This is a genomic window from Paractinoplanes toevensis, assembly GCF_018332695.1.
In the GTDB taxonomy this organism is placed as follows: domain Bacteria; phylum Actinomycetota; class Actinomycetes; order Mycobacteriales; family Micromonosporaceae; genus Actinoplanes; species Actinoplanes toevensis.
Genome location: NZ_BOQN01000079.1, coordinates 46,267 through 66,916, shown reverse-complemented (window position 1 = coordinate 66,916; position 20,650 = coordinate 46,267). Strand labels below are relative to the sequence as shown.

Genomic DNA, 20,650 nt, shown 5'->3' with positions numbered 1-20,650 from the left:
GAGACACCATCGACGCGCGAGCGTGCGACCGCTCACCGCGATCTTGGAGGATTTCGGCGTTCGTGGGAGCGAACTCCACGCGATCGCGGGACGAGCGTGAACGGCACCTGCGCGCGGCGATCGGCCGGCGACGTTGGCGGGGTTTGGACGGCTCCGGGCGTGCGCTCGACGGGATCGTGGGCCGGTGAGTAGCGCTCGGGGGCGGGATCGGCGCGTTTATCTCGGCAGCCATCCGGTGCTGTTTGCGCTGCTCGCGGCTAGCCGACGGTGGCCGACCGTGCGGATTGGGCGGACCGTGCTCGTGCACGATCGGGATGCCTATCTCGCGGCGCTCACCCGGATTCCGCTCGATCGGACCGCCGAGGGCACCACCGGCGGGGCGGTCGATCGGCTCGCGGGGGCGGGTGGCCTGTTCGATCAGCAAGGCGCGGAGCATCGGCGCGCCCGGCGCGATGTGGCGGACGGGCTCGGGGTGGCCGGGGTGGATCGGCTCCGGCCGGGGTGGATCAAGCTCATCGACGAGCGGCTCGCACCGCTCGGCAACGGCGGGAGCGTGGATCTCGTGCCGCTCGCGGCGGAGATCGCCGGCAGCACGGCGGCGGCGCTGCTGGGGCTCGAGCTGGATCCGCTGGTGCTGGCCGCGGCGGCGCAGGAGGCGGGGGCCACGGCGGCCCGGGCGCACCTGCCGGGCATCAGGCGGCGGCGGGCAGCCCGGGAGGCGGAGCTGGCGGCAGAGCGCCTCCTCGAACTGGTCGGAGGCGGAACGATCGAGGACCGACCGGCCGGAGACGGACAGATCGGGCACGGGCCGACCGGAGACGGGCCGACCGGGCACGGGCCGATCGCAGGCGGACAGATCGGAGACGGGCCGACCGGGGACACGCTGGGCGGAGACGGACCGACCGGAGACGGGCCGGCCGGGGGCGCGCTGGGCGGAGGCGGACCGGCCGGGGGCGCGCTGGGCGGAGGCGGACCGGCCGGGGGTGGGCCGGGCGGAGGCGGGCCGGCCGGGGGCGGGTTGGCTGCCACTCTGGCCGTTGCGGCCGTGAACACTACGGTGGCCGCTCTGCCCCGGGCCGCGGCGTGGGCCTGTGCTGATGGGGCGCTGTGGGCGTACGCCCGGGAACCTGCCCTTGCCGATGAGCTGTTGCGCGTCACCTCGCCCACGCCGCTCCTGCCTCGCGTTGCCGCCGGCGGCGGTGATCTTGGGCGATGCCCCGTGCGGGCCGGGGATCGCATGCTGCTGGTCGCCCGGCATGCGGCCGACGCGCATCATCGTGATCCTGATCCGGATCGGCCGGCGCCGGCGCGGACCGCGCAGCTCGTGTTCGGCGCTGGGCCGCATGCCTGTCCGGGCGCTCGGCTGGCCCGGCTGCAACTCGGTGATTTTCTCGCCGCGCTCGCGCCGCATCGGCCGGTCGTCGTTCGCGCCCGGGTTGATCGTCGCTCGGCGTTGCCGGGCTGGCGCTCACTGATCGTGCGCGCCGCATGAGGATCGCGGTGACCGGGGGTAGCGGGTTCTGTGGTGGTGTCGTGGCTCGGCTGGCGGTTGCCTCGGGGGCCGACGTGGTCTGTCTCGGGCGGCGGCCGGGGCCGGTGGGGCGGCACAGCTTCTGGGATGCCGCCTCACCGAACATGCCTGACTTATCGGGTGTCGATGCTGTGCTGCATCTGGCGGCGGCCGTTGGGGATCCGCGGCCTGGGCGGCGTACCGAAGCGGCCTTTCGCGCGGTCAACGTCGGCGGGACCCGGCGGCTGCTCGCGGCCTCGGCCGGGCGGCCGGTCGTCTGGGTGAGCAGCGCGAGTGTCTACCGGCCGGGGCCCTACGTGGCGCCGGTCCGGGAGGATCATCCGGTCGACGGGCAGCGGACCGCTTACGGGCGTACGAAATCGGCTGGTGAAAAGCTCGCGCTGGCCGCCGGGGCCGTCGTCCTGCGGCCCCGCGCCGTTTACGGCGAGGGTGATCCGCATCTGGTGCCGCGGCTGCGGCGGATCGTGCGCGGCGGTCGCGCCTGGCTGCCGGGGCCGGACGTGCCGCTCAGCCTGACCGCCGTGGAGAACCTCGCGTCCGCCTGCCTCGCGGCCATCCGGTGGCCGGCCGGCGCCTACAACATCGCCGACGATCGGGTCTACCAGCGGGATGCCGCGATCGCGGCGGTGCTGGGCGTGCCGGTGCGGCACGTGCCGATCGCGGTTGCCCGGGCGGCCTCGCTGGTGGCCGGGCCGGCGCTGACCCGCTACAGCATCGACCAGGTCACCGACGGGATGGTGCTGGACATCGGCAAAGCGCTCGGGCGGGGCTGGCGGCCGGTCACGCCGTCCTGACCACGCGGGAGCGGGCCACCGTCTTGGCGCTCGTGCCGTCTTTTCCGCCGATCTTGGTCCAGACGGCGTCGACCGAGAAGACGTAGTCGGTGGTGGGGTCCAGACCGGTGATCGTCACGGTCTGGAAGGTGCAGGCGGTGCCGGGAGTGACGACGGTCCAGCCGACGTCACGCTGCGAACCGACCGCCAGGTCCTGCGAGATCGCTGTTACCCGGAACTCCTGCAGGTTGGTGCCGCCCGGGTTGAAGAACGTGACGGCGGCGCTGGTGGTGCCGGGCGCGACGTCGGCGCCCTGGATCGGGCTGGTCTGGCCGATCGGGGCGCAGGTCGGGCTCGGGGTGGGCGTCGCGGAGGCGGTGGTCGACGGCAGCGGCAGGAAGCCGGTCGGGAACGCGCTGGTCGTCGCGGTCACGACGCTGGCGACCGGGGACGGCGTGGCGCTGCCCTTGGAGGTGACCACCCACGGCGAACCGCTCGGGGTCGGGACCGCGGACGCGGTCGTGCTTGCCTTGCAGCCACCGACCAGCAGCAGCGCGGCGCTTCCCACAAGCAACAGCCAACGACGGCGCACGGCCCGCCTCCCCCGTCTAGAACTGGCTCTGTCGAGGAACCAGATCGTCGGGGGCGAGGAGTTTGCTTAGGCCGAGCGGTAGAGCTGCCGGGAGCGGTTGGCGAGGTCTTTGGTTGCGGCCGAGTTGACCCAGGTGCCGAGGATCACCGCGGCGCCGGGGATGATCTTGGCGAACACCCGGCGGCCGGCGCGGACCCCGGCCATCTGGGCGAGCCGCACGCTCAGCTTGAGCATCACCCGGGTGATCGGGCGGTTGGCGATGTCGGTGAACATGCGGCTGGCGCGCTCCCGGCCGGCGGCCACTCCCAGCGCGAGCCGGGCGGTCTCGGCGACCTTGTGCACCCGCTGCAGGATCAGCAGGTCGGTGGCGCGCTCGGGGGCGGCCGGATTGAAACCGTAGGCGGCGGCGATGTGCAGGGCCATCCGCGACTGGGTCCAGGCCAGGACGCCGACGTCGAGCACCGCGCCGGGCAGGCCGGTGGCCCCGGAGACGGCACCGGAGATGCGGGCGAGGGTGGTGAATCGCTTGACCGTCAGATCGGCCAGCGCGTCGGGGGTGATGCCGGGATTGTCCAGGCGGGCGCGCTCGGCCCACTGGGCGGCCTCGGGGCCGAGGCGGCGCACGGCCTCCAGGGCGAGGTGCTCCGGCGCATAGTGTGGGTCGGACTTCATCCGCGACCACAGGGTGCCGGGCGGGGCTTCGGTCTCGGGGATGGGCTCTTTCACGGCGACTTCACTCACCAGATCACGCTCCGAGGGGGATGAGAGGAGATCTCGATCCATTGTGCCGTGCACATGCACGTGCACGCGAGGGGTGAAGATCGGTTGTGCCCAGGCTGAGATCTATCGCACCTTTGGGAAGATCATGCGGTGACCGGAATGAAGGACCGCCGGTCGTTGTTTCTCTGCTTTACCCCGGTTAGTGCAAGCACAGGAGGTCGTCGACGTGCTCGACCCACACGAGCTCTATGAGTTGGCCGACGACCTGCCGGCCCTGGACAAGCCCGTTCTGGTCCAGGCCCTCACCGGCTTCGTCGACGCGGGCAGCGCGATCCAGCTCTTCCGCGAAAATCTTCTGGACACCCTCGACACGCAGGTCGTGGCGACGTTCGACCTCGACCAGCTCCTCGACTACCGCTCCCGCCGCCCTCCGATGATCTTCGTGGAGGACCACTGGGATTCCTACGAGCAGCCCAGCCTCGCCCTGCACCGCGTCCGCGATCAGCTGGGCACCGAGTTCCTGCTGCTCGCCGGCCCGGAGCCCGACCTGCAGTGGGAGCGGTTCATCGCGGCCGTGTCCGGGCTCATCGACCGCTTCGGCGTCGAGCTGACGGTCGGCCTCAACGCGATTCCCATGGCGGTGCCGCACACCCGCCCGGTCAGCGTCACCGCGCACGCCACCGACCAGCGCCTGCTCGGCGACCGCGAGTCGTGGCTGCAACGGGTGCAGGTGCCGGCCAGCGTCGGCAACCTGCTCGAATTCCGGCTCGGCCAGGCCGGCAAGGACGCCATGGGGTACGCCGCGCACGTCCCGCACTACCTGGCCCAGACCAACTATCCGGCCGCTGCCGAGTTGCTGGCCGACTCGGTCTCCTCGAGCACCGGCCTGGCCCTGCCGACCAGCCAGCTGCGTAAGGCCGCCGAGCTGGTGCGGGCCGACATCGACAAGCAGATCGCCGACGACGAGCAGGCCGGCCGGCTGGTCAGCTCGCTCGAGGCGCAGTACGACGCGTTCCTGCGCGGCCGGGAGAACAACCTGCTGGCCGACAACGACACCCCGCTGCCGACGGCCGAGGAGCTGGGCGCCGAGCTGGAGCGCTTTCTGGCCGAGCAGTCCCGCGACGGGGAGTGAGCGTTACGCCGGTTTCGGGAGCATCCAGTCGAGCACGTTCTGGATCTGGTCGTCCCAGTACTGCCAGACGTGCTCGCCCGGCCCGAAGCCGGCGTCCAGCGGCACGCCCGCGGCCTGCGCCGCGGCCACGAACCGCTCGTTCTGTTTGAGCAGCACATCCTCGGTGCCGCACCGCAGGAACAGCCGCGGCAGCCGCTCCCTGTCCGCGGTCTTCACCAGGTGCATCAGGTCGTCGTCCCCGCCGCGCACCGGCCGGTCCGCGAAAACCCGCGGCATCAGGCCGAGAATATGCGGCCGAAGATCAAATTCTTGGATGTACGCGAGATCGAGCGCGCCGGAAAGACTCGCCGCGGCCGCGAACCGGTGCGGTTCCCGCAGCGCCCACTTGAACGCGCCGTACCCACCCATGGACAACCCCGCGACGTACGTGTCCTCGCGCCGGTCCGACACCTTGAAGAACCGGTGGACCGTGGCCGGCAGCTCCTCGGACAGGAAGTCCCAGAAGCGCATCCCGACCGCCTCGTTGGCGTAGAAACTGCGATGCACCTGCGGCATCACCACGGCGAGGCCGCGATCCGTCGCATATCGCTCGATCGACGTGAACCGCGTCCACGCGGAGTCGTCGTCGCTCAGCCCGTGCAGCAGATAGAGAACCGGCGGCGGCCCGGTCCCCTCCTGCGGCAGCACCACGGTCATCGAGGTGTCCAGCTCGAGCGTCTCGGCGGAGAAGTCACAGCGAATCACGGCCATGGCCACAGTCTTACTCGCGTGCCCTTACTCGTGTGCCGAGCGCTTCCAGAACTGCCGCGCGGCAAACCCCTCCCGCCGAAGCCAGTGCTCGGTGTAGACGATCCGAGTCGGCTCGATCACGACGAGGGTGTCGCGGGGCGGTTCGGTGAGCGGGCGCCCCCGTTCCGCGTGCTCGCTCTCCCAGCGGAACGCCGCCCAGTACCGCTCCCCGTCGGGGTGGTCGGGCGGCAGCACTAGGGCCTCGCCGAACAGCTGGGCTCCACGGCTGCTGGCCAGCCCGACCAGCGGCGCGAAGATCCCGACGGAGACCCGCGGATCGGCGGCGACGTTGCGCAGCTTGGGCGAGGACGGCGCGGCGGTGAACATCACCGCGAAGTCCAGCGAGTAATACCGGACGGGCGTGGCCAGCGGCCCGTCCGGCCCGGCGGTAGCCAGCACACACATGTTCTGCGAGGCCAGCAGGTTGCGGATGCGCTCGTCCAGCCGCTCGCGCGGCAGCCGCCCGGCCGGCATCGGCTCGGTGAGCCAGGGATTCGTCAAGGGCATGCGAGACCCTATCGGGCCCGCACAGCATCCAGAAACCAATCGAGTACGGGTGAGAGGTCCTCCGGAGCGGGCCAGCCGTTGATCGTCGAGAGGAGCCGGAGGTAGCGCTGCCGGCCCGGCTCGTTCACGTCCTCCAGGTAGGCCACCAGCTCACGCCGCACGTCGACGTGGTCGGCCCGGCCGACGAGCCCTGCGCACTCGGCCAGGACCGCCTCGACAACCGGCCCGGCCGCCGGGCGGGCCGGATCGATGCCGGCGGCCAGCGCCGGGCGAGCCAGATCACGAACCACCGCGGCCGCGTCCCGGCGCACCGGGGCGCCCCAGCTCGCGGCCTGCTGACTCGCATATTGCCGGGCGACCCGACGCATGCTGCCGCGGAACCCCGGGTCCTGCGACAGCTCGGCCAACTCGACCCACGCCTCGACCTGCTCGGCCGCGGGGTTCTCGGGCAGTTCGGGCGTCATCGAGCGCACGATGCCGGCGAACACGCGGTCGTCGCCGAGACCGCCGAAGACGTTGTCCAGGAAATCGCCGATCAGGCGCCGTCGCTCGTCCTCGGTCAACGTGGCCAGCCGATGCATCAGGTCCATCTCCTCGGGGGTCGAGCCTCGTGCGGCGACCGCGGTCAGCACCGCACGCCGCAGGGACAGCGTGCGGATCTGCACCGCCAGCGCGTCGGCGTGCGTGACGGCGACCTCGGGCAGCGAGAGCTCCCGATCGACCACCCGCCGGATCGTGGCCAGGTCGAGCCCCAGCTCGCGCAGCGTGCGCACGAACTCCAGCCGGGCGACCGCCTCGGTGCCGTAGCGGCGGTGCCCGCTCGGGCTGCGGTGGCTGGCCGCCACGAGCCCGCTGTCGGAGTAGAACCGGATGGTCTTCACCGTCAGCCCGGTGCGCCGAGCCAACTCACCGATCGAACAGCCCGGGTCGTCGTCCATGGCGGTAACTCTGGCGTCTCCCCCTACGGGAGAGTCAAGTTGTTGTCGACGACGAGGTCTGCTCGGGCTCGGGTGCCGTCAGCGGTGAAGAAGCGAGCCTCCTCGGCCATCCAGTTGTGCCACAGCTGCTCGGCGCCGGGGAAGGCTTGGTCGCGGGCCAGACCGCGGGCCAGGCGGACCGGCGCGGGGGCGTCGACCCAGATGGCGTAGGCGAGGCGGCCGATCGTCTCGCGGCGGGTGCAGGTGACGCCCTCGACGATGATCGCGGGTGACCACGGCTGGGTCTTCCACTCGCCGAGGGTGTTGCCATACCAGTCCGACCAGGCGCGGGCCTGGTAGGTCGCCGCCTCACCGCGCAGCAGCGGCGTCAGCACCTGGGCCTCGAAACGCGGCCACCAGCCGGCGAAGTCGTCCCACGAGACGAAGTCGTCGATCTCGATGATCGGTGCCGCCAGCGCCTCGGCCAGCTCTCGCGCCAGGTGGCTCTTGCCGGCACCGCTCGGGCCGTCGACGCCGACGATGCGGATGCCGTCGACCGGCTCGCGAGCGGTCACCTCGGCCGCGATCCGGGACACCTCGAGATTGGACACGAGCCGAGCCTAGCGAGGTTGGGAATGTCGTACCCGTCGATTAGAATGTGTGTACTAAAAGGGGCCGTGAGCTGCGAGGAGATCAACGTGACCGCGCCTGTTTTGTCAGAATCCGTGCCCATGATTCCGCCCTACGCGACCATGCTCGGCTTCACCCGCTACGTGACCCGCACGGGTCCCGCCAAGGCCACGTTCGTCGGCGGTCTGCGCAAGGCGCGGGAGCGCCGGTCGGGCTTCAACCCGCACGGGCAGTTGGTCAAGGCGCTCAAGGCCGACATCGCGTTCCGCACCGGCGGCAGCTACCTCAACGGCGTCACCGATCTGGTGAAGGACCGGTGGAAGCCGCTCTACGAGTCGGTCAGCGCCGGCGCTCTGACCTATCTCGCCTCGCTCGGCGAGCCGGAGCGGGTCGGGCTCGCCCAGACGCGCGACGCGCTCGCCTCGGTCGGGCCGCTCGCCGTGAAGATCAACCCGCATTTCGGCCTGCGCTACGAGGACGGGAAGCGGGAGGCGGTCCGGCTGCACTTCGACGAGGCGCCGCCCACGCCCGAGGCGATCACGGCGACGCTGCACCTGATGGCCCGGCACATGGATCAGATCCTGCCCAACGCCGAGCCGGTCCTGGTCGACCTGCGCCGGGGCGTCACCCACCGCATCGACCCGGCGGCCAAGCCCTCCGACATCGAGAGCTGGCTGGCCGGCGAGGCCGCCGCCTTCACCGCCATGTGGTCGACGACCGTCGCCTGACAGGACCAATCGTGGCCGCCGCAGCCCGGGCTGCGGCGGCCACCCAACCTAGCGACGCCTCGCCCGAACGCGATCGAGATCAGTGTTCAAAATGAAAGGTCACTCTTTATGCGGCACGCCCGCTAGCCCTTGATGATCGCCATCAGGGCTGCGGTGTAGGGGGCGGGATCCAGGTCGCCGCGGATCGCCAACTGCTGGTTGTAGCTGGCGCACAGGGCCACGAACGCCTCGGCGATCTGGCCGGCCTGCGGGCGCCGGGGGTCGGGCACCAGCTCGGCGATCGCGGCCCGCATGGCGGCGAGTTGTCGCTGCACCACGGCCGCCAGCGAGGGTGACACCGCGGCTTCGGCGTAGATCTGGGCGACCAGCCGAGCGTGGCCGTTTTCTCGCGCCCGGGCCCGCACGTGCTCGAGGAAACCGGCCACCGCCTCGGCCGTGAGCGCTCTCGGCAGGGCCTCGGTGCCCTGCTCGCAGACGGCGATGACGATCTCTTCCTTGCTGGTGAAGTACCGGTAGATGGCGCCGTTGGAGAGGCCGGACTCGGTGACGATGTCGGCCATCGACGTGTGGGCGAAGCCGTCCCGGGCGAACCGGGCGCGGGCGGCGTCCACGATCTGTTGGCGGCGGGCGTCGAGGTGCGCTTGACTGACCCTCGGCATAAAAGAGTGACCCCTCGGTTTATTTGCTACCGTCTGGAGCCTACCCCACTCCAGGAGCTGCCATGCGCTACCAGACCTTCGGCCGGCTGACCGGACTGCGCGTGTCGGAGTTCGCGCTCGGGACGGCGAACTTCAGCACCTCGACTGCCGGCGCCGGCCCGGAAGGCTCCCGGCAGATCTTCGAGGCCTTCGTCGACGCCGGCGGCACCACGTTCGACACGTCCAACCTTTACCAGGGCGGGCAGGCCGAAACCGCGCTCGGCGGGCTGCTCGGCCGACAACGGGACGACTTCGTGGTCATCACCAAGTACAGCGGGACGCGGCAGGCACAGCCCCGCCCCGGCACGACCGGCAACAGCCGCAAGATCATGATCCGGTCGGTCGAGGCGAGCCTGCGCCGCCTGAACACCGACTACGTCGACGTCTTCATGCCGCACTTCCCGGACGGCACCACGCCGATCGAGGAGATCCTGGCCGGGTTCGACGACCTGATCCGCTCCGGCAAGATCTTGCACGGCGGCCTGTCCAACTTCCCGGCCTGGCGGGTCGCCGGCGCCGCCGTCCGGGCCGACCTGCGCGGCCTGGCTCCGCTGGTCGGCCTGCAGACGGAGTACAGCCTGGCCGAACGATCCGCCGAGCGGGAGCTGCTGCCGATGGCGCAGGCCCACGGTCTGGGCGTGGTGCTTTACTCCCCGCTGGCCGGCGGTCTGCTCACCGGCAAATACCGGCAGGGCGAGCAGGGCCGGCTGAGCGCCCGAGGCGACGCGATCGAGGGCAGCCCGCAGCGCAGCGCGGTCGTCGACGCCGTCCTGGCAATCGCCGACGAGCTGGGCGTCGGCGCGGTCCGGGTCGCCCTGGCCTGGCTGCGCCGCCGGGCCGCCCTGGCCACCACGGCCCTGATCCCGATCGTCGGCCCGCGCACCCGGCCCCAGCTGGAGGAATACCTGAGGTCGCTCGACCTCGAGCTCAGCGACCGTCATTACCGCCAACTGGACGAGGTCAGTGCGGTGCGGCCGGGCACCCCGCACGAGGACGTCGCCGCCGCCCTGAGCCGCGGCGCCGACGGCGACCGCACTCTGCTGGAGCCTCCCCTCGTTCCGGTCATCTGACGGCGTTGCCGGCACGCCGACCGGCCGCGCCCCGGGTCGCCCTGGTCAGGGGCGTGGCGGTGCCGGCCCGAACCAGGCCGAAAGCGGGCATGTTGCCGTACAGCGTTTCGTACGTGCCGTCGTGGACCACGAAGGTCTCGTGCCAGATGCCCACGTCACCGCTGTCGCCGATCACCTTGTTCCAGCGCTTCCAGGCCGGGTGGTGGGGCAGGCGGGCGTCCTTGGCGAAGGCCTCCAGCTGCTCGACGCTGCGCCAGTACTGCACGATCAGCGGGCCGGACGGGCCGATCCACGAGGTGAAGTGCAGCAGGCCCAGCTCCTTGCGGCGGATCAGCTCGCGCAGCATCGGGCCCATCGCGGCCATCACCGGCAACCATTTGTGCAGTTTCCACCACTTGTTGATGCGCATGCCGATCAGAAAGACCACGAAGTCTCCCTCGATCTCGGCGGTCATGTAACCGGGAACGACCTTCGCCATCATTACCTCCCATATAGATAGCGGCGCTATCCGCTGTAGATAGTTACACTATCCACTTGAAGGGGGATGATCGCAAGGTGCGTGTGGGAGAACTGAGCAAACGGAGCGGGGTGCCGATCCCGACGATCAAGTACTACCTGCGGGAAGGGTTGCTGCCGGCGGGCGCCGCCACGGCCGCCAACCAGGCCGACTACGGCGAGGAACACCTGCGCCGGCTGCTGCTGATCCGGGCGCTCATCGACGTCGGCGGCGTCTCGGTGGCCGCCGCCCGCGAGGTCGTCGCGGCTCTCGGCGCCCACGCCGACGACCCCCTCGAACTGCTCAGTGCCGCCCAGACCGCCGTCACTCCCCGGCATCGCCCCGACCGCGAGACGCCGGAATGGCACACCGCCAAGCAACGGGTCCTCGATCTGATCGCCGAGCGCGGCTGGCTGGTCTACCCGCTCTCCCCCGAGATCGACCTGGTCGCCGACGCCCTCGCGGCCGGTGGCTCGCTCGGGGTGACCGAGCTCTTCGACAACCTGGGGCGATACGCGGATTCGGCGGCCTCACTGGCGGCGGTCGAGGTGCGTACCGTCCTGGACCGGCCGGACCCGGCCGCCCGGATGGAGCTCGTGGTTCTCGGCACGGTGCTGGGCGAAGCCCTGTTCAGCGCCCTGCGCCTGCTCGCCCACCAGCACGAGAGCGCCCGCCAGATAGGCATCCCCGACGCACCGCCGCAGAAGAATCCGGAAACCGCTCAGTAGCGAAAAGGTTGCGGACGATCTGCGAGATGTAACTGGCAGGGCGAAGCGCGTCGGGGGGCGTTGCGTTATGCAGGGCATGAAGAAGATCACCGCAATCCTGGCGGCCGTCGGCGCGGCCCTCGGCGGAGTCGCGCCGGCCGCGGCGGCAACGAGCGGCAGCCCGGTGGCGTACGTCCGCAACGGCGACATCTACGTCAGCCGGGGCAGCGCGGAGACCCGGCTGACCACCGGCGGCGGCCGGTCCCGCCCGCACTGGTCGCCGGACGGCCGCCAGATCGCGTACCTCAAGGGCGGGCAGTTGTGGACCATGAAGGCCGACGGCACCGCCGCCCGCCGGCTCACCACCCGCGCCGCCGCCGGACCGTCCTGGTCCCCCGACGGCAGGTGGATCGCCTTTGCCTCGCTCTCCTGCACCGGCGGCCCCGGCGTCTACCGGATCGCGGCGACCGGCGGAAACCCGGCGGTGCTGTTCCCCCGCGACTGCCGGGAGCAGGATCTGCCCGGCGAGCCGGCCCTGCCGACCGGCCGCGCGCCGACGTCGCTGACCGAGCGGCTGCGCACCGACGACGCGGTTGCCTGGTCGCCGGACGGCTCCAAGATCGCGTTTCGGGGCGGTGACTGCGAGTCGGTCTACGACGCCTGCCTGAGCGTGGGCACGGTGGCCACCGGCGGCGAGCAGACCGTGGCCGCGTACGGCGGGGGCAGCCTGCAGAACCGCGGCTTCGCGGTGGTGCCGGGCTGGCGGGCGGACGGGAAGCGGCTGGCCTGGACCGCCTACCAGGAGGGCGAGACCGCCGCCCAGAACGAGCCGGTGCACCTGGTCGAGTACGACCCGGCGAGCCGGGTCAAGCGCACGGTCGGCGGGGTCGGCGACCGTGAGCTCACCTACCTGGATGCCACCCACGGCCTGGTCACCGGCCAGTACCGCGGGCACTCGTGGGTGATGACGGTGGGCCTGACCGACGGCTCCCGGACTCCGTTGCGAGAAGGTTCGCAGCCAAGTGTCCTTGCCGCTAAGCGGTAGCGGGGAGGGTGCCGAACAGAGGTACAGACCGGTGGCAACCTGGTTGCCATCCCGCATACGCACATGGGGATCCGCACATGACCGTCTCCGGCCTGGGAACCGCTCGCACCCATCACACGCCCATCTCCGCGCCGCCCCGGCGGCCGCAGGTGGAGAAGAACGGGCGCAACGACTTCGACACGCTGACCGCGACCGACCGGGAGCTGATCTTCCAGGCGACCGGGCAGCGGGTCACGCCGGGCTTCGACCCGGCCAAGGACAAGCCGACCAGTTTCGCGACCGCGCTGGCCACCGAGCGGGCCACCGGCCACCTCGCTCCGGGCCAGCCGGTCACCGCGGTCTACCTCAAGGATCTGCACCACCGCTACCAGCGGGCGAGCGCGCCGAGCCCGATCGGCCCGTACCTGGACAAGGCCCTCGCCTACCTGGCACAGAGCGGCCCGCGCCGCATCGACGTCTCGGCGTAACTACGCTTGGCGGTGCTATGACGGAGACCGCTGACCATCGCCCGATTCGTACGTTCCATCCGCGCCGTGGCCGGATGAGTTCCCGGCACCATGACGCGCACACCGAGTTGTGGCCGCGCTATGGGCTGACCGTCGAGGACGGCGACCGCACGCCGCTCGACCTGGGCCGGCTGTTCGGAAGAGCAAACCCGGTGGTGCTGGAGATCGGTTTCGGGATGGGTGACACCACGGCCGCCATGGCGGCGGCCGATCCGGGCCGCGGCTATCTGGGCGTCGAGGTGCACACCCCGGGCATCGGCAATCTGCTCGCGCTGGTCGGCGAGAAAGACCTGACCAACGTACGGGTGGCGCACGGTGACGCGATGGAACTCGTGCACCGCATCGCCCCGGGTGCGCTGGACGCCGTACACGTCTTCTTTCCTGATCCTTGGCCGAAGGCCCGTCATCACAAGCGCCGGCTGATCCGGCCGGGCAACGTCGCCCTGCTGCGGGAGCGGCTGCGCCCGGGCGGTCTGCTGCACTGCGCGACCGACTGGCCGCACTACGCCGAGGCGATGGCCGAGACCCTCGCCGCCGACCCGGGCCTGGAGCCGGCCGGCGACGATCGCGCGGGCCGCCCGGAGACGAAGTTCGAGCGGCGCGGTAACGAGGCCGGGCGACCCATCACGGATCTGCGATTCCAGCGCCGGGCCTGATTTGCCGCCTTTAGGCTGAAAGCCGGAGGTCGGCATGGTGGTTAAGGATCCCGGCCTGGATGCTGGACGGGCGTGGAACACCCCTCGGGCGGGGGTCGGATGGCGCCCCGGCGCGTTCGAGGCCGAGCTGCATCGCGGCGTCCTGACCAGCGGCGCCGCCGACCATCTGGCGGCGCTGGTGGCGCGGGCCGCGAACGCCCCGGCCGGCCTCATCCACTTCGCCCAGGGCGGGCGCCTGCGCCTCTACGGTGGCTGGGGGCTCTCCGGCGCGTGGGACGAGGTCGCCGACACCCCGATCGACGAATCGCTCGCCGGGCTCGTGCTGGACAGCGACGACCCGGTTCTGATCAACGATCTCAGCGCCGACGAGCGGGTGGCCGGGCCGGGTGCCGCGCATCGCGGCGCGTACATCGGTCATTCCGTACGGGATCAGCACGGTGCCGTGCTCGGGGTCTGCTGCGCGTGCGACACCGAACCGCGCGAGTGGACCGCCGACGAGGTCGCCGCCGTCGCTGAGGCCGCCCACGTGTGCACCCTGCTGATCACCGAGCAGCTGGCCCGGCACGAGGTCGACCAGCAGCGCCGCTTCCTCGACGCGGTGCTGGACAGCCTGCACGACGGGGTCACCGCCTGCGACGCCGACGGGGAGGTCGTGTTCGTCAACGAGCGGATGCGGCAGATGTGGGTGGACGCCGGGCTGCCCGAGGGCACCCCGCCGGAGCACGGCTTCACCGACGCCACCGGCGAGCCGCTGGGCCAGCACGACCTGGGCCTGTTCCGGGCGCTGCGCGGCGATCACCTGCGCGACGACGAGGTGATCCTGCACGGCCCGGACCGCCGCACCCGGCATTACCTGATCGACGCGCACCCGATCACCGGGCCGGACGGGCACACCGTCGGCGCGGTGCAGGCCGTGCAGGACGTGACCCGCCGCCGCCGGGTCGAACGGTTCCGCACCTGCGAACTGACCGTCACCATGGCGCTGGCCGACGCCCCCACCATCGAGGAGGCCGGCCCGCGGGTGCTGGAGGCCGTGGTCGACACGCTCGGCTGGGCGCACGCCGAGCTGTGGCTGGTCGACGAGGCGGCCGCGGTGGTGCGGTCGGCCGCGCACTGGAGTGCGCCCGACTGGGACGCCGAGATCGAGGTGCCGGCCGATCTGCCGTACGGGACGGGACTGGCCGGCCGGGTCTGGCAGGTGGGCAAGCCGCTGTGGATCCGCGACGTGGGACAGCCGCAGAGCCTGATCGCCGAGGAGACCGCCCACACGTCGCGGCTGCACGCCGCCCTCGGCGTACCGGTCAGGGAAGGTTTTGAGACCTTGGGGGTTCTGACGGTCTTCGCGGACACCGTGGAGGAGTCGGAGGACGAGCTGCTGGCGCTGATGTCCGGGATCGCCGCGCACATCGGCCAGTTCGTCGAGCGCCGCCTCGTCGACGATCTGCAGCGGCAGCTCAACCGCTCGAAGAACGAATACCTGGCGCTGATCGGGCACGAGCTGCGCACGCCGCTCACGTCGATCAGCGCGTACACCGAACTGCTGCGCGAGGCCGACGAGAAGACCCTGGTCGCCGAGGGGCCGCGGCTGCTCGAGGTGATCGACCGCAACACCAACCAGCTGCGACACATCATCACCGAGCTGATGGAGCTGTCCGCGCTGGACGCCGGCCACGCCGACGTGCAGCTCGCGCCGATGGACCTGGCCGAGGTGGTACGCGACTCGGTGTCCAAGGCGCGCACCGCCATCGACGGCGCTCCCCTGGTCATCGACGACGAGTTGCCGGAGCATCTGGTGCTGCCGGGCGACCGGAAACGGCTGCGCCAGGTCGTCGACAACCTGCTCGGCAACGCGGTGAAGTACAGCCCCGACGGCGGCCGGATCGGAGTGACCCTGCGCGCCGACGGGCGCGCCGCCGAGCTGGCCATCTCGGACACCGGCCTGGGTGTCACCGCCGACGAGCGGGAGAAGCTGTTCACCGGCCTGTACCGCACCAGCCGGGCCCGGGACAAGGCGATCCCCGGCACCGGGCTCGGCATGACGCTGTCCCGCGCGGTCGTCTCCCGCCATCACGGCAGCATCGAGCTGGTCGACCACGAGGCCCTCGGCACCACGGTGCTGGTCCGCCTGCCGATGGACGCCCGCTGATATTTCTGTTGTTTTGGCGCCTTCCGAAACATCTACGGGAGCGAGCAACCTTACGCACCCCTTCGGCCACTGCTACCCCGAGCAGTCCACCGACTCGGAAGGCATTCCCCCATGCTTCGAAAGTCCCTGCTGGCCGGCGTCACCGCCCTCGTGGCGGCCGCGGCCAGCATCTACGGCCTGTCCACGGCCGACGCCGCCACCTATCCCAACCCGGGAGTCGTCACCGGCTCGACCGGGGCGCACGACCCGTCGATCGTGAAGCGGCCCACCGGTGGTTACCTCCTCGCCACCACCGGCGCCGGGATCACGCTGAAGACCTCGGCCGACCGGACGGCGTTCGCCGACGCCGGCAAGGCGTTCCCCAACGGCACGTCGTGGGCCGACCCGTACACCAACGGCAGCGCCGACCTGTGGGCACCGGACATCTCGTACCAGGGCGGCAAGTACCTCATGTACTACGCCGCGTCGAGCTTCGGCTCCAGCAAGTCGGCGATCTTCCTGGCCGGCAGCACCACCGGCGCGGCCGGCTCGTGGACCGACTACGGCAAGGTCATCGAGTCCACCACGAGCAGCGGCTGGAACGCGATCGACCCGAACCTGACCGTCACCCCGTCCGGTGAATGGTGGCTGACCTTCGGCTCCTTCTGGAGCGGCATCAAGATGGTCAAGATCAACCCGAGCAGCGGGAAGCGCGCGGACAGCGCGATGTACAACATCGCCGAGCGGTTCGTGAACTCCAAGTCGGTCGAGGCGCCGTTCGTCTACTACCACGGCGGCTACTACTACCTGTTCATGTCGTTCGACTTCTGCTGCCAGGGCGCGTCCAGCACCTACCGGACCATGGTGGCGCGATCGAAGACGATCACCGGGCCGTACGTCGACCGGGCCGGCGTCGCCACCACCGCCGGCGGCGGCACCCAGATCCTCGCCGCGCACGACGCCGTCCACGGGCCCGGGCATCCGGCGGTCATCACCGACGGCACCCAGGACGTGCTGGTCTACCACTACTACACCAGCTCCGGCGCGGCCAAGCTCGGCATCAACCTGCTCGGCTGGGACTCGTCCGCCTGGCCCTACGTCTACTGAGGAGGGTCGCCATGCTTCGCAAGATCTTCTTGGCCGTCCTCCTCGCCGTGGTCGGCTCGATCGTGATCGTCTCCCGCCCGCACACCAGCGAGGCGGCCGTCGCCTTCACCAATCCGACGGCCGCCGCGCCGTACGGCGCCGACCCGTGGATGGGCTACTACAACGGTTACTACTACGTGGCCACCACCACCTGGAACTCGCAGATCGTGATCAAGAAGGCAACCTCGGTGGCCGCTCTCCCCGGCGCTGCCGAGTCCGTGGTCTTCACCGGCAGCGGCACCGCGAACTGCTGCAACGTGTGGGCGCCCTCGCTGCACCGGCTCACCGGGCCGAACGGCACCCGGTGGTACCTCTACTACACGGCCGGCACCGCCGCGTGCTGCGACGGCCAGCGGTCGTACGTGCTGGAAAGCTCCGGCAACGACCCGATGGGCCCCTACACCTACAAGGGACAGCTGAACGTGCAGTCCGGCAACGGCTGGGCGATCGACGGCAGCGTGGCCACCATCAACGGCGCGAACTACTTCTTCTACTCGTCGTGGGTGGGCAGCCTGCAGAGCCTGTTCGTGGCGCCGATGTCGAACCCGTGGACGGTCAGCGCCTACGGCACCCGGATCTCCTACCCCACGTACTCATGGGAGATGGTCGGTGGCAACACCGAGGAGGCGCCCTACGTCGTACAGCACAACGGGGTCTCGTATCTGACCTTCTCGGCCAGTTCCTGCAACACCCCCGACTACAAGCTGGGCATGCTGACCCTGACCGGCAGCAACCCGCTCGCGGCGAGCTCGTGGACGAAGAAGAGCACCGCGATCTTCCAGCGCAGCGACGCGAACAGCGTCTACGGCCCCGGCGGCCAGGGCTTCTTCAACTCGCCCGACGGCTCGGAGACGTGGATGGTCTACCACGCCAACGAGAGCACCACCCAGGGCTGCGGCGGCACCCGGACGACCCGGATCAAGAAGGTCACCTGGAATTCCGACGGAAGCCCCAATCTGGGTACGCCGGACAAGCTGTCGACATCGTTGACGGCCCCCGCGGGTGACCCGGGCGGCACGGTCTCGTTCCCGGCGGCCGGCACGAAGTACCGCATCGTCAACAAGAGCAGCGGCAAGGTCCTGGACGCCCAGAACTGCGGCACGGCCAACGGCACCGCCATCCAGCAGTGGACGTCGCTGGGCAACGCCTGCCAGCAGTGGACCTTCACGAAGACGACGAGCAACTACTACCGCATCACCAACGCCAACAGCGGCACGGTCCTGGACTCGGTGAACTGCGGCGCCGCCAACGGCACCGCGCTCAACCTGTGGGCGAACCTCTCCAACGTCTGCCAGGAGTGGAGCCTGACCCCGGTCAACGGCGGCTACCTGATAGCCAACCGAAGCAACGGCCTGGTCCTCGACGTAACGGACTGCGCCACCGCCGACGGCACCGCCGTGCGCCAGTGGTCCGCCCTGGGCAACTCCTGCCAGGAGTGGACGATCACCGCCTGAGAACACGTGGGGCCTGGGCTGCGAGCGCCCAGGCCCCACCGACTACCGAAGACCAACGCAGTCGTGCTCCCAGAACACACTGGAATAAACAAAGGTCCCGGTCATCCAGGACTCGTAGGCAGACAGCCGAACGACCTGGAAGGCCTGATCAGGGATGCGCAGCGACGGCTTACGGAAGCCGTGATCACCCCCCGCGGTGAAGCCCACCCGCGAGTAATACCTCGGATCCCCCTCCAGGAAGACCAGCGGAACCCCGCGCGAATCGAGCTCCCGCAGGCCGGCCTCGATCAGAGCGGACCCGATCCCACGGCGCTGCCATTTCGGGGCCACCGAGAGCGGGCTCAATGTCTGAACCTCGACGAGCCGGGCCGGCGCGTCGAGCAGGCATGGACTGAACATGATGTGCCCGACCACCTCGCCCGCCTCCTCGGCCACCAGAGAGAGCGTGGCGGGCCGTAACGCTGCGACGAGACCGGGCACCCGGTCGTCGCCGAACGCCTGCCGGACCACGGCATCCACCGCGGCGTGGTCTTGCGGTTGTTCGGGGCGAAGGGCCATGAGCGGGAACGTAGCGAGCCGGGCCGGGGGCGGCAACGGGATTACCGCCCCCGGCAAGATCAGCGGTTCGGGTGGACGACGCCGGCCGCGCCGCCGCCGCGGCGGACCGGTTCCGACGAGGCGATGAAGCCGCCGCCGCGGGTCAGCTCGATCGCGGTCGCGGCGCCCAGTTCGGGAACGTCGGCGGCGAACGAGTGGCCCAGCGGGGTCAGCAGCGGGCCGTAGGTGGTGTGGAAGGCGGGCTCGGCCTGGATGCCGGCCGTGTTGCGCTGCGATGCCCGGGGCGCGGCCATCGCAGCCGGCAGCGACTGGCCCAGGATCAGCCGGTTGACCAGGATCTGCAGGACGGTCGTGATGATCGTGGCACCGCCCGGGGAACCCAGCGCCAGGAACGGCTTGCCGTCCTTGAGCACGATCGTCGGGCTCATCGAGCTGCGCGGGCGTTTGCCGGGGCCGGGCAGGTTCGGGTCGGCGGCGGGGGCCTGCGTGTTGGTGAAGTTGAAGTCGGTCAGCTCGTTGTTGAGCAGGAAGCCGCGGCCGGGCACGACGACGGCGTTGCCGCCGGTCTGTTCGATGGTGAGGGTGTATTCGACGACGTTGCCCCACTTGTCGGCGACGGTCAGGTTGGTCGTGGACTGGCCCTGCTCGGTGGGCCCGCCGACGGTGGCGGGGGTGCAGCCGCGGGCGTTGATGTCGCCCGGCGGGACCGGCTTGGGAAGCGCCGAAGAGGACGAGATCTGGCAGGCGCGCTGCCCGGCCCACCGGTCGGAGACCAGCTTGTCGAGGATCTTCTGGGGGGTGTACGCGCCGACGTAGCGGCCGCGGTCGGCGAAGGACAGCGCCGACGCCTCGAGGTAGGTGTGCAGGACCTGGGTGAGGTCGGTGGGGTTGACCTTCTCCAGGATGTTGAGCGCCTCGCTGACCGCGGTGCCGCCGCTGGACGGCGTGGACATGCCGTAGACCGACAGGCCCCGGAAGTCGGAGCGGGTCGGGGCCGGGCGGCGTACGTCGTACCGGGCGAGGTCCTGCAGGGTGAGTGCGCCGGGCCGGATGGGGTACGCCCAGGTGCCGATCGGGTCGGCGGAGACCGGCGGGTGCTGGACGGCCCGGACGATGTCGCGGGCGACCGCACCCCGGTAGAGGACGTCGGTGCCCTTGCGGGCGATCAGCCGATAGGTGTCGGCCAGGTCGGGGTTGCGCTGGGTCGAGCCGACCGCGGGCGGCTGCCCACCGGGCAGGTACAGCTCGCTGGTCGCGTCGAACTGGCCGAACGCGTCGGCGTTGTCGGCGATCTGCTGGCGGAACGTGGCGTCGACCGGGAAGCCGCGGTCGGCCACCTCGGCGGCCGGCCGGAGCAGCGAGGCCAGCGACCGGGTGCCCCAGGAGCGAGCTGCCGACTCCCAGGTGGCGAGGGTGCCGGGCACGCCGACCGAGAGGCCGCTGACCCGGGCCTCCGGGAAGTCGTACGGCAGGCCGTCGGCCCGGTCGATGAAGTAGGTCGACGTCATCGTGGCGGGTCCGGCCTCGCGGCCGTCGATCGTGGAGACCCGGCGATGCTTGGCGTCGTAGTAGACGAAGAAGCCGCCGCCCCCGATGCCGGCCGAGAACGGCTCGGTGACGCCGAGGGTGGCGGCCGCCGCGACGGCCGCGTCGACCGCGTTGCCGCCGCGGCGCAGCACGTCCAGGCCGACCGCGGTGGCCGTGGGGTCGACGGTCGCGACCGCTCCCCCATAGCCGGTGGCGGTCGGCCCCGATGACGGCGGGGACGCGACGGCGGGCGCCGCCATAAAAACCGAAGCGAGAGAAGCTACGGCAAGTACCGGCAAGATCCGCATCGATCCTCCGAGGTTGGCAGAGAAGGGGGATGGCC

General features: G+C 70.9%; 22 protein-coding genes. 12 read left to right on the top strand and 10 right to left on the bottom strand.

Annotated elements, in window-relative coordinates; genetic code table 11:
• Positions 1–184: 184 nt before the first annotated feature.
• The gene (locus Ato02nite_RS30455) at positions 185–1,492 is read left to right on the top strand and encodes a cytochrome P450 (protein WP_213010102.1); all 1,308 of its coding nucleotides are present in this window, start codon (positions 185–187) and stop codon (positions 1,490–1,492) included.
• Positions 1,489–2,325 carry an NAD-dependent epimerase/dehydratase family protein gene (locus Ato02nite_RS30450; protein ID WP_213010101.1) on the top strand — a complete coding sequence of 279 codons (837 nt, stop codon included), beginning with the start codon at positions 1,489–1,491 and terminating at the stop codon, positions 2,323–2,325. The genes Ato02nite_RS30455 and Ato02nite_RS30450 overlap by 4 nt, the downstream gene beginning before the upstream one ends.
• Here the strand turns inward: Ato02nite_RS30450 and Ato02nite_RS30445 are convergent.
• Positions 2,312–2,878, bottom strand: coding sequence for a hypothetical protein (locus tag Ato02nite_RS30445; protein ID WP_213010100.1), 567 nt, complete (start codon positions 2,876–2,878; stop codon positions 2,312–2,314). The genes Ato02nite_RS30450 and Ato02nite_RS30445 overlap by 14 nt on opposite strands.
• 84 nt (positions 2,879–2,962) lie before the next feature.
• Entirely contained in the window at positions 2,963–3,568 is a 606-nt protein-coding gene (locus tag Ato02nite_RS30440; protein WP_438873082.1) for an EcsC family protein, read from the bottom strand.
• Positions 3,569–3,842: 274 nt separating this feature from the next.
• On the opposite strand from Ato02nite_RS30440, the gene Ato02nite_RS30435 reads away from it, so the two are divergent.
• Positions 3,843–4,748 carry a proteasome assembly chaperone family protein gene (locus Ato02nite_RS30435; RefSeq protein WP_213010098.1) on the top strand — a complete coding sequence of 302 codons (906 nt, stop codon included), beginning with the start codon at positions 3,843–3,845 and terminating at the stop codon, positions 4,746–4,748.
• A 3-nt stretch (positions 4,749–4,751) separates the two neighbouring features.
• Here Ato02nite_RS30435 and Ato02nite_RS30430 read toward each other — a convergent pair whose 3' ends face one another.
• Genes Ato02nite_RS30430 through Ato02nite_RS30415 form a run of 4 tightly spaced genes read right to left on the bottom strand, consistent with a single transcriptional unit; the run spans position 4,752 to position 7,572 of the window.
• Positions 4,752–5,498 (bottom strand): alpha/beta hydrolase, encoded by a 747-nt coding sequence (locus Ato02nite_RS30430; protein ID WP_213010097.1) that lies wholly within the window; start codon positions 5,496–5,498, stop codon positions 4,752–4,754.
• A gap of 24 nt (positions 5,499–5,522) precedes the next feature.
• Complete coding sequence (locus Ato02nite_RS30425) at positions 5,523–6,044, bottom strand: pyridoxamine 5'-phosphate oxidase family protein (protein WP_213010096.1); 522 nt, start codon at positions 6,042–6,044, stop codon at positions 5,523–5,525.
• Positions 6,045–6,052: 8 nt separating this feature from the next.
• Positions 6,053–6,982 (bottom strand): helix-turn-helix domain-containing protein, encoded by a 930-nt coding sequence (locus tag Ato02nite_RS30420; RefSeq protein WP_213010095.1) that lies wholly within the window; start codon positions 6,980–6,982, stop codon positions 6,053–6,055.
• Between the two features lie 23 nt (positions 6,983–7,005).
• Positions 7,006–7,572: a uridine kinase family protein gene (locus Ato02nite_RS30415; RefSeq protein ID WP_213010094.1), complete on the bottom strand. Its 567-nt coding sequence runs from the start codon at positions 7,570–7,572 to the stop codon at positions 7,006–7,008.
• Between the two features lie 120 nt (positions 7,573–7,692).
• Between Ato02nite_RS30415 and Ato02nite_RS30410 the strand changes: the two genes are divergently transcribed.
• Positions 7,693–8,319 carry a hypothetical protein gene (locus Ato02nite_RS30410; RefSeq protein ID WP_213010093.1) on the top strand — a complete coding sequence of 209 codons (627 nt, stop codon included), beginning with the start codon at positions 7,693–7,695 and terminating at the stop codon, positions 8,317–8,319.
• Between the two features lie 122 nt (positions 8,320–8,441).
• On the opposite strand, the gene Ato02nite_RS30405 is transcribed toward Ato02nite_RS30410, so the two are convergent.
• A complete protein-coding gene (locus tag Ato02nite_RS30405; protein ID WP_213010092.1) occupies positions 8,442–8,978 on the bottom strand; it encodes a TetR/AcrR family transcriptional regulator in 537 nt (178 codons plus the stop codon).
• Positions 8,979–9,040: 62 nt separating this feature from the next.
• Between Ato02nite_RS30405 and Ato02nite_RS30400 the strand changes: the two genes are divergently transcribed.
• Positions 9,041–10,087: an aldo/keto reductase gene (locus Ato02nite_RS30400; protein ID WP_213010091.1), complete on the top strand. Its 1,047-nt coding sequence runs from the start codon at positions 9,041–9,043 to the stop codon at positions 10,085–10,087.
• Here the strand turns inward: Ato02nite_RS30400 and Ato02nite_RS30395 are convergent.
• Positions 10,080–10,565, bottom strand: coding sequence for a DUF4188 domain-containing protein (locus Ato02nite_RS30395; RefSeq protein ID WP_213010090.1), 486 nt, complete (start codon positions 10,563–10,565; stop codon positions 10,080–10,082). The genes Ato02nite_RS30400 and Ato02nite_RS30395 overlap by 8 nt on opposite strands.
• A 77-nt stretch (positions 10,566–10,642) precedes the next feature.
• Between Ato02nite_RS30395 and Ato02nite_RS30390 the strand changes: the two genes are divergently transcribed.
• From Ato02nite_RS30390 to Ato02nite_RS30360, 7 genes are all read left to right on the top strand, one after another.
• On the top strand, positions 10,643–11,311 hold the full coding sequence (locus tag Ato02nite_RS30390) for a MerR family transcriptional regulator (RefSeq protein WP_213010089.1): 669 nt from the start codon (positions 10,643–10,645) through the stop codon (positions 11,309–11,311).
• 76 nt (positions 11,312–11,387) lie between these two features.
• Positions 11,388–12,335, top strand: coding sequence for a TolB family protein (locus tag Ato02nite_RS30385; protein WP_246607579.1), 948 nt, complete (start codon positions 11,388–11,390; stop codon positions 12,333–12,335).
• 77 nt (positions 12,336–12,412) lie between these two features.
• On the top strand, positions 12,413–12,802 hold the full coding sequence (locus Ato02nite_RS30380) for a hypothetical protein (RefSeq protein WP_213010087.1): 390 nt from the start codon (positions 12,413–12,415) through the stop codon (positions 12,800–12,802).
• Positions 12,803–12,876: 74 nt separating this feature from the next.
• A complete protein-coding gene (gene trmB, locus Ato02nite_RS30375) occupies positions 12,877–13,497 on the top strand; it encodes a tRNA (guanosine(46)-N7)-methyltransferase TrmB (RefSeq protein WP_213010086.1) in 621 nt (206 codons plus the stop codon).
• 34 nt (positions 13,498–13,531) lie between these two features.
• On the top strand, positions 13,532–15,643 hold the full coding sequence (locus tag Ato02nite_RS30370; protein WP_213010085.1) for a PAS domain-containing sensor histidine kinase: 2,112 nt from the start codon (positions 13,532–13,534) through the stop codon (positions 15,641–15,643).
• A 111-nt stretch (positions 15,644–15,754) separates the two neighbouring features.
• Positions 15,755–16,729, top strand: coding sequence for an arabinan endo-1,5-alpha-L-arabinosidase (locus Ato02nite_RS30365; protein WP_213010084.1), 975 nt, complete (start codon positions 15,755–15,757; stop codon positions 16,727–16,729).
• Positions 16,730–16,740: 11 nt separating this feature from the next.
• Positions 16,741–18,222 (top strand): family 43 glycosylhydrolase, encoded by a 1,482-nt coding sequence (locus Ato02nite_RS30360; protein WP_213010083.1) that lies wholly within the window; start codon positions 16,741–16,743, stop codon positions 18,220–18,222.
• A gap of 42 nt (positions 18,223–18,264) precedes the next feature.
• Here the strand turns inward: Ato02nite_RS30360 and Ato02nite_RS30355 are convergent, their stop codons facing one another.
• Positions 18,265–18,780 carry a GNAT family N-acetyltransferase gene (locus Ato02nite_RS30355; RefSeq protein WP_213010082.1) on the bottom strand — a complete coding sequence of 172 codons (516 nt, stop codon included), beginning with the start codon at positions 18,778–18,780 and terminating at the stop codon, positions 18,265–18,267.
• A gap of 59 nt (positions 18,781–18,839) precedes the next feature.
• A complete protein-coding gene (gene ggt, locus Ato02nite_RS30350; RefSeq protein WP_213010081.1) occupies positions 18,840–20,615 on the bottom strand; it encodes a gamma-glutamyltransferase in 1,776 nt (591 codons plus the stop codon).
• Positions 20,616–20,650 lie beyond the last annotated feature (35 nt).